We start from the raw sequence: 7464 nt of genomic DNA, 5'->3' as shown, positions 1-7464 counted from the left end.
AAGTGACATCAGGGTGCCCGAAGCGAAGCGAGGGCGGGTCCCCTGTAGGAACGAGGACGATAACCGCCTTTCCAAGCGGAACCGCGCATCTCGTGCAGAACAAGAAAGCACGAAAGAGGCGCCGCCTCCCACACGGGAGACAGCGCCTCTTTCGTTAGAGCCGGGTCAGCGGAACAGCTTAGCCTTCCACGCCGCACTCAGCCAGGATCAGCTCACGCACGCGAGCGGCATCAGCCTGACCGCGGGTAGCCTTCATGACCTGACCGACGATAGCGCCAGCAGCCTGAACCTTACCGGCACGGATCTTGTCGGCAACGTCGGGCATTGCTGCCAGTGCTTCCTGAACGGCTGCGGTGAGCGCGCCGTCGTCGGAGACCACGGCGAGGCCGCGTGCCTCAACAATTTCGGCGGGGGTGCCTTCACCTGCGAGGACGAACTCGAGCACCTGGCGGGCGATCTTGTCGTTGATCTTGCCTTCGGAGATGAGCGCTTCGAGGGCGACCACGGTTGCGGGCTCCACGCCGAGGGCGGTGAGCTCAACTTCAGCCTGCTTTGCGCGGCGGGCGATTTCGCCCATCCACCACTTGCGGGCTGCTGCTGCGGTTGCGCCTGCGGCGACGGTCTCTTCGATGACGTCGAGTGCGCCAGCGTTGACTACGTCGCGGAACTCTTCGTCGGAGTAGCCCCATTCGCTCTTGAGGCGGCGGCGGCGTTCTGCCGGGGGTTCGGGCAGTTCGGCGCGCAGACGCTCAATCCATTCGCTGTTGGTGACGACCGGTACGAGGTCCGGTTCGGGGAAGTAGCGGTAGTCGTCAGCGTCGGACTTGGGGCGACCCGAGGAGGTTTCGCGGGTGTCTTCGTGCCAGTGGCGGGTCTCCTGGGTGACCTTTTCGCCGCGTTCGAGGATCGCTGCGTGGCGGCGAATCTCGTAGCGGACGGCGCGCTCGACCGAACGCAGGGAGTTCACGTTCTTGGTTTCGGAGCGGGTGCCGAACTTTTCGGCGCCCTTGGGCATGAGGGAGACGTTGGCGTCGCAGCGGACGTTACCGCGTTCCATGCGGGCGTCGGAGATGCCGAGGGAGCGGACGATGTCGCGGATTGCGGCAACGTAGGCGCGTGCCAGTTCGGGTGCGCGTTCGCCGGCACCGACGATGGGTCGGGTGACGATCTCGATCAGGGGCACGCCTGCGCGGTTGTAGTCAACCAGGGAGGAGGTTGCGCCTTGGATTCGGCCGTCTGCGCCGCCGACGTGGGTGAGCTTGCCTGCGTCTTCTTCCATGTGGGCGCGCTCAATTTCGACGGTGAAGATGGTGCCGTCTTCGAGCTCGACGTCCAGGGAGCCGTTTTCCGCGATGGGGCCACCAGCCTGGGAGGTCTGGAAGTTCTTCGGGGAGTCCGGGTAGAAGTAGTTCTTGCGGGCGAAGTAGGACTTGTCTGCGATCTCGCAGCCCAGTGCCAGGCCGAGCTTGATGGCGGACTCAACAGCGGTCTTGTTCACCATGGGCAGCGCGCCGGGCAGGCCGAGCGATACGGGGGTGACGTTGGTGTTGGGTTCGTCGCCGAACTCGTTGGGTGCGGAGTCGAACATCTTGGTTTTGGTGTTGAGTTCGACGTGCACCTCGAAGCCGAGGACCGGGTCGTACTTTTCGATGGCTTCTTCGAAGCTGAGGACTTCTTCACTCATTACTTGGTTCCCCCAAAGTCAAAGTCGCGGATCAGAGTTTCGGTGTCGGGCAGGCTCTTGTAGAGCGGTGCGCCCCATTTTGCGGTGAGCAGTTCTTCCAGTGCTGCGCCGACGCGGTAGAGGCGTGCGTCTTCGCGTGCGGGTGCGGTGAACTGGATGCCGACGGGCAGGTTGTTCTCTTCGGAGAGGCCGCCGGGCAGGGAGAGCGCCGGGACGCCTGCCAGGTTGACGGGCACGGTTGCGACGTCGCCCAGGTACATTGCCATGGGGTCGCCTTCGGTCTTCTCGCCGAGCTTGAACGCGGTGGAGGGCGCGGTCGGGGAGATGAGCACGTCGCACTTTTCGAATGCTGCTGCGTAGTCGCGCTGGATGAGGGTGCGTACGCGCAGTGCTGCACCGTAGTAGGCGTCGAAGTTACCTGCGGACAGCGCGTAGGTGCCGAGGATGATGCGGCGCTTGACCTCGTGGCCGAAACCTGCGGAGCGGGTTGCGGACATGACGCGTTCGATGGTGACGGGGCCGTCTTCGGGTACGACGCGCAGGCCGTAGCGGACGCCGTCGTAGCGTGCCAGGTTGGAGGACACCTCGGAGGACATGATCATGTAGTAGGCGCTGATAGCTTCGGTGACGGAGGGCAGGGAGACCTCGATGATCTCTGCACCTGCGGCACGCAGCTCCTCAACAGACTCGCGGAAGCGTGCGAGCACTCCTGCTTCGAAGCCTTCGCCGTCGCCGCCGCCGAGTTCCTTGATGACGCCGATGCGCAGGCCGGACAGGTCGCGCTTGCGTGCAGCTTCTGCACCTGCCTTGGCTTCTTCAACGAAGTTGCCGGGCTCATCGGGCAGGGAGGTTGCGTCGAGCGGGTCGTGGCCTGCGATTGCTTCGTGGAGCAGTGCGGTATCCAGCACGGTGCGGGCGACGGGGCCTACCTGGTCGAGGGAGGATGCCATGGCGATGACGCCGTAACGGGAGACGGAGCCGTAGGTGGGCTTGACGCCGACGCTACCGGTCAGTGCTGCGGGCTGGCGGATGGAGCCGCCGGTGTCGGTGCCGAGCGCCAGGGGTGCCTGGAATGCGGTGACGGCTGCTGCGGAGCCGCCGCCGGAGCCGCCGGGTGCGCGGTCGAGTGCCCAGGGGTTGCGGACTACGCCGAATGCGGAGTGCTCGTTGGAGGAGCCCATTGCGAATTCGTCGAGGTTGGTCTTGCCGAGGATGGGCATGCGTGCTTCGCGGACCTTGCGGGTGACGGTGCCGTCGTAGGGGCTCATCCAGCCTTCGAGCATGCGGGATGCTGCGGTGGTGGGCTGGTCCTTGGTGACGATGAGGTCCTTGACGGCGATGGGTACGCCTGCGAGCGGGGGCAGTTCCTTGCCTGCTGCGCGGTCTGCGTCCACTGCTGCTGCGGTGGCGAGTGCTTCTTCGGCGTTGATGTGCAGGAAGGCGTTGAGGCCGTTCTTGCCGTCTGCTCGGTTGTCGCTCAGGGGTGCGCCGTCGGTGGCTGCGATGCGGTCCAGGTGTGCCTGGGTGAGCTCGACGGAGGTGATTTCGCCGGATGCGAGCTTTTCTGCTGCTTCTGCGGCGGTGAGCTGGATTAGTTCGTTCACTTGGTTGTTCTCCTCTTAGTCTTCGTCGAGGATTGCCGGCACGCGGAACTTGCCGTCCTGTGCGTCGGGGGCGCCGGAGAGCGCCTCTTCCTGGGTGAGGGTGGTGACGGGTACGTCTTCGCGGAAGACGTTCTCGAGGGGGATGGGGTGGCTGGTCGCGGGGATGTCGGCAGTTGCTTTCTGCGACATGGTCTCAACGGATGCGACGATGACGTCCAGCTCAGACGCCATCGCGGTGAGTTCTTCATCGGTCATCTCAATGAGTGCCAGCGATGCCAGGTGCTTTACCTGTTCAAAGGTGATGGCAGACATGGTTCTCCCGTAGTTTGTTTTCTTGTCTCTTCTCTAGTGTAGTGGAGGTTGCGTTTTCCGTCTCATTGCGGGTTGGAGGGTTTACCTGCTGGTTTGTGTGTTCAGGAGGTGTCCTTCTCCCCTGTTTTAGGGTTAAATGCTCAACGCCCCGCTCCTCGTGTGAGGTGCGGGGCGTTGGGCTACAACGTTTCCACGTTACGCTTAAGGGTTAATCCTGTTAATCCTTAGGCGGGGATGGTCAGAACCTGGCCGGGGAAGATCAGGTCAACGTTGTAGATGATGTCGGTGTTCGCAGCTGCGATTGCCTGGTAGCCGCCTGCAACGCCGAGCTTTGCAGCAATCAGCGAGAGGGAGTCACCGGGAACCACGGTGTAGGTGCCTGCTGCAGCCTTGGGAGCTGCAACGGGTGCTGCTGCAGGAGCCTCAACTGCGGGTGCAGCGGGTGCTGCTGCAGGTGCCTCAACTGCTGCGGGAGCTGCCGGTGCAGCGGGTGCTGCTGCGGGAGCCTCAACAGCTGCGGATGCAGCCTGAGCTGCAGGAGCTGCGGGTGCAGCCTGTGCCGCGGGAGCGGTGTAGGTCTGCTGGGTCTGCGACTGTGCAGCCACGGTGGTGGTGGGCTCGGTGTAGGTGGGAGCTGCGCCGGTCTTGCCGTAGAGGCCAAGCTTAGCGGAGCATGCGGGCCATGCGCCCCAGCCCTGGATAGCGAGCAGACGCTCGCCAGCCTCGATCTGCTGTGCACGGGAAGCGGTTGCGGGGGAGCCGGACATGCCGACGCCGTTCCAGGACTGCTGGGTGAACTGCAGACCGCCGTAGAAGCCGTTACCGGTGTTGATGGACCAGTTACCACCGGACTCGCACTGTGCCAGTGCGTCCCAGGTAGCACCGTCTACTGCGTTTGCAGCGGGCATCGACATGGTAGCTGCTACAGCGCCACCGATGGCGAGAGCTGCTGCGGTACGACGAATGGAAGTGTTCTTCATAATGCTCCTTGGGGCCGTCCCCGCTCGTTCCGTCCCCGGAACTCTAGCGCGCCGCCGCTCACCCTTTGATAACGAAGTAGGTTACTCATGTTCTGGCTCTACCATGTGAGCGGCTCTCCACCGATTTCATGTCACCGTGAGCGATTCTGCACTTGTGTGCGGAATCCGGGTGGCACTTCCTCGATGGGGACGTGCGGTAGAACCGGGCATCGTTTCAAGCATTCCAAGCTTGAAACCACACAGGCGATTCCCTTGCGAGAATCTATCTGGTCTCAAAGATAGCCGAGGTTTTTTACGATTCCAACCCAGTTTCAAGTTCACAGCGAACGTCCCGGGTTCTCCCAGGGTTCTTTCAGGTAAAAAGTGCAGGAAACATTAATGGAGACCTTGAGCCCCGCGTATCTTAAGGGTTTTACCCCGGAATTTCGGGGTTTTCTAGGGGTTTAACTCGGACGCGCTCCCCCGTTGCGCTTTCCAATTCGGGGCTGATGAGCCCCACCCTTAAAGGTTTTGAACAACGTGTAAATATTTTTTAAATATTTTTTCGCTTTGGGAGTGTTTTAAGGCGCTTCCGCCTTAAAAGCTGTGGTAATTACAAATGCCAAAAATTGGCATTCAGGCCCTGGATCACGCGCTCCAGAGCCTGAATGCTCTATATATTGCAGGGGTCAGATTCGATTGACCCCGCTACCGGGCCTACTCGGCGGTGGCCTCAACCGCCTCCGGGCCGCCCTCGAGCAGGGCGGTGAAGCCCTCCTCATCCAGCACCTTCAGACCCAGCTGCTGAGCCTTATCCAGCTTCGAACCGGCATTCGCACCTGCGACCACAAAGTGGGTCCTCTTGGACACCGAACCGGATGCCTTACCGCCGCGAGAAATAATGGCTTCCTTCGCGCCGTCACGGGTATAACCGTTCAGCGTACCGGTCACGACCACGGTCAGACCCTCCAGGGTGCGCTCCACGGACTCGTCGCGAGTATCTTCCATGCGCACACCGGCGGCAGCCCAGGAGTCCACAACCTCGGCGTGCCAATCCTCAGCGAACCACTCGATGATCGAGTCGGCAATCGTGGTGCCCACGCCGTCCACAGCGGCGAGGCGTTCGCGGTCAGCCTCGCGGATCGCCTGCATCGAACCGAACTCCGCGGCGAGCGCGCGGGCAGCGGTCGGGCCCACGTGACGAATCGAGAGGGCAACCAGCACGCGCCACAGCGGCTGCTGTTTTGCCTTCTCCAGCTCGGCGAAGAGGTTCAGCGTATTCTTCGTGGGCTTCGGCTCGGGGCGCGCCTTGGTCGGCTTGGTGTAGAAGTAGGGCACGCGCTCCATCTTTCCGGTGCCCACGCCCTTGACCTTCTTCTCACGTTCGATGGTGACCTCGCGCAGGTCCTCAATGTTGAGGCTGAACAGGTGCGCCTCGGTGGTCAGCGGAGGGGTGTCCGGGGTTGCGGGGCTGGTGAGTGCCTTGGCTGCTTCGTAGCCGAGCGCCTCAATGTCGAAGGCGCCGCGGCTTGCCGCATAGTACACGCGCTCGGTCAGCTGCGCAGGGCAGGAGCGCGGGTTCGTGCAGCGCAGGTCCACGTCGCCCTCCTTGCCGGGGGCGAGAGGCGAGCCGCAGGAGGGGCATTCGCTAGGCATGACGAACTCGCGTTCGGTGCCGTCACGTAGGGCAACCACGGGGGCAACAATCTCGGGGATCACGTCGCCTGCCTTGCGCAGCACCACGGTGTCACCGATGAGCACACCCTTAGCCTTGACCACGTCCTGGTTGTGCAGGGTGGCGCGTTCCACGGTCGAGCCGGAGACGAACACGGGCTCCATGACGCCGTAGGGAGTCACGCGGCCGGTGCGTCCCACGTCCACGCGGATGTCCAGCAGCTTGGTGTGCACCTCTTCGGGCGGGTACTTGTACGCCACCGCCCAGCGCGGCACGCGGGAGGTGTAGCCCAGCTGGGCCTGGGTCGCGAAGTCGTTGACCTTAATGACGATACCGTCGATTTCGTGCACGAGGGAGTGGCGCTGCTCGCCGTACTTGTTGATGAAGGCGAACACCGCCTCGGCGTTATCGGCGATTTCGCTATAGGGGCTCACGGGCAGGCCCCAGGAGGCGAGCAGGTCGTAGGTCTCGTACTGAGTGGCAATATCCAGGCCGGTGCGCGAACCGATGCCGTGCACGTACATGCTCAGCGGGCGCGATGCGGTCACCGCCGCATCCTTCTGGCGCAGCGAGCCTGCCGCAGCGTTACGCGGGTTCGCGAAGGGATTCTTGCCGGCGGCAATCATGGACTCGTTGAGCTTCTCAAAATCGGCGGAGGAGATGAACACTTCGCCGCGGATTTCAATCTCTTCGGGGTGGTTCTCGCCGGTCAGCTGCTGCGGGATGCTCGCAATGGTGCGCACGTTGTGGGTGACGTCTTCGCCGGTGGTGCCGTCGCCGCGGGTTGCCGCGCGTACGAGGATGCCGTTGCGGTAGAGCAGGTTTACCGCCAGGCCGTCAATTTTCAGCTCGGTCAGCCACTGCGGTGCGTCACCGGTAAGGTTCTGGACGTTCTCTTCGGTCTTGGCCAGCCAGGTGCGCAGCTCCTCGAAGGAGAAGACGTCCTCGAGGGAGTACATGCGCTGCAGGTGGGTGACGGGCGCGAAAGCTTCGATGGCTTCGCCGCCGACTTCCTGGGTGGGCGAGTCATTGGCGATGATGAGCGGGTGCTCCGCCTCAATGATCTCGAGGCGGCGGTAGAGCGCATCGTACTCGGCGTCGGAGAGGAAGGGCGCGTCCTCGTTGTAGTAGGCACGGCGGGCGGCACGAATCTTATCGGTCAGTTCCGCGTACTCGGCACGCAGAGCCTCGGTAATCTCCGCGGTGTTTTCTGCAGTGTTTTCTACGGTG

General features: G+C 63.0%; 5 protein-coding genes. All 5 read right to left on the bottom strand.

The genetic code is table 11. The features are described from left to right. Window positions 1-178 precede the first annotated feature (178 nt). Window positions 179-1684, bottom strand: a complete 1506-nt coding sequence (gene gatB, locus Q0216_RS04230) for an Asp-tRNA(Asn)/Glu-tRNA(Gln) amidotransferase subunit GatB (protein WP_298593184.1) — start codon at window positions 1682-1684, stop codon at window positions 179-181. Continuing rightward, window positions 1684-3288 (bottom strand): Asp-tRNA(Asn)/Glu-tRNA(Gln) amidotransferase subunit GatA, encoded by a 1605-nt coding sequence (gatA, locus tag Q0216_RS04225; protein ID WP_298593183.1) that lies wholly within the window; start codon window positions 3286-3288, stop codon window positions 1684-1686. The genes gatB and gatA overlap by 1 nt, the downstream gene beginning before the upstream one ends. A gap of 15 nt (window positions 3289-3303) precedes the next feature. Next, window positions 3304-3600 carry an Asp-tRNA(Asn)/Glu-tRNA(Gln) amidotransferase subunit GatC gene (gene gatC / locus Q0216_RS04220; RefSeq protein WP_005507016.1) on the bottom strand — a complete coding sequence of 99 codons (297 nt, stop codon included), beginning with the start codon at window positions 3598-3600 and terminating at the stop codon, window positions 3304-3306. A gap of 224 nt (window positions 3601-3824) precedes the next feature. Next, window positions 3825-4580 carry a transglycosylase family protein gene (locus tag Q0216_RS04215; protein ID WP_298593182.1) on the bottom strand — a complete coding sequence of 252 codons (756 nt, stop codon included), beginning with the start codon at window positions 4578-4580 and terminating at the stop codon, window positions 3825-3827. A 696-nt stretch (window positions 4581-5276) separates the two neighbouring features. Beyond that, the gene (gene ligA, locus Q0216_RS04210) at window positions 5277-7430 is read right to left on the bottom strand and encodes an NAD-dependent DNA ligase LigA (RefSeq protein ID WP_298593186.1); all 2154 of its coding nucleotides are present in this window, start codon (window positions 7428-7430) and stop codon (window positions 5277-5279) included. Between the last annotated feature and the right edge of the window lie 34 nt (window positions 7431-7464).

Origin of the sequence: uncultured Rothia sp., assembly GCF_937976295.1 — a bacterium.
Classification (GTDB): Bacteria; Actinomycetota; Actinomycetes; order Actinomycetales; family Micrococcaceae; genus Rothia.
The sequence above is the reverse complement of the archived record's forward strand: the minus strand, read 5'-3'. Positions and strand labels throughout refer to the sequence as shown.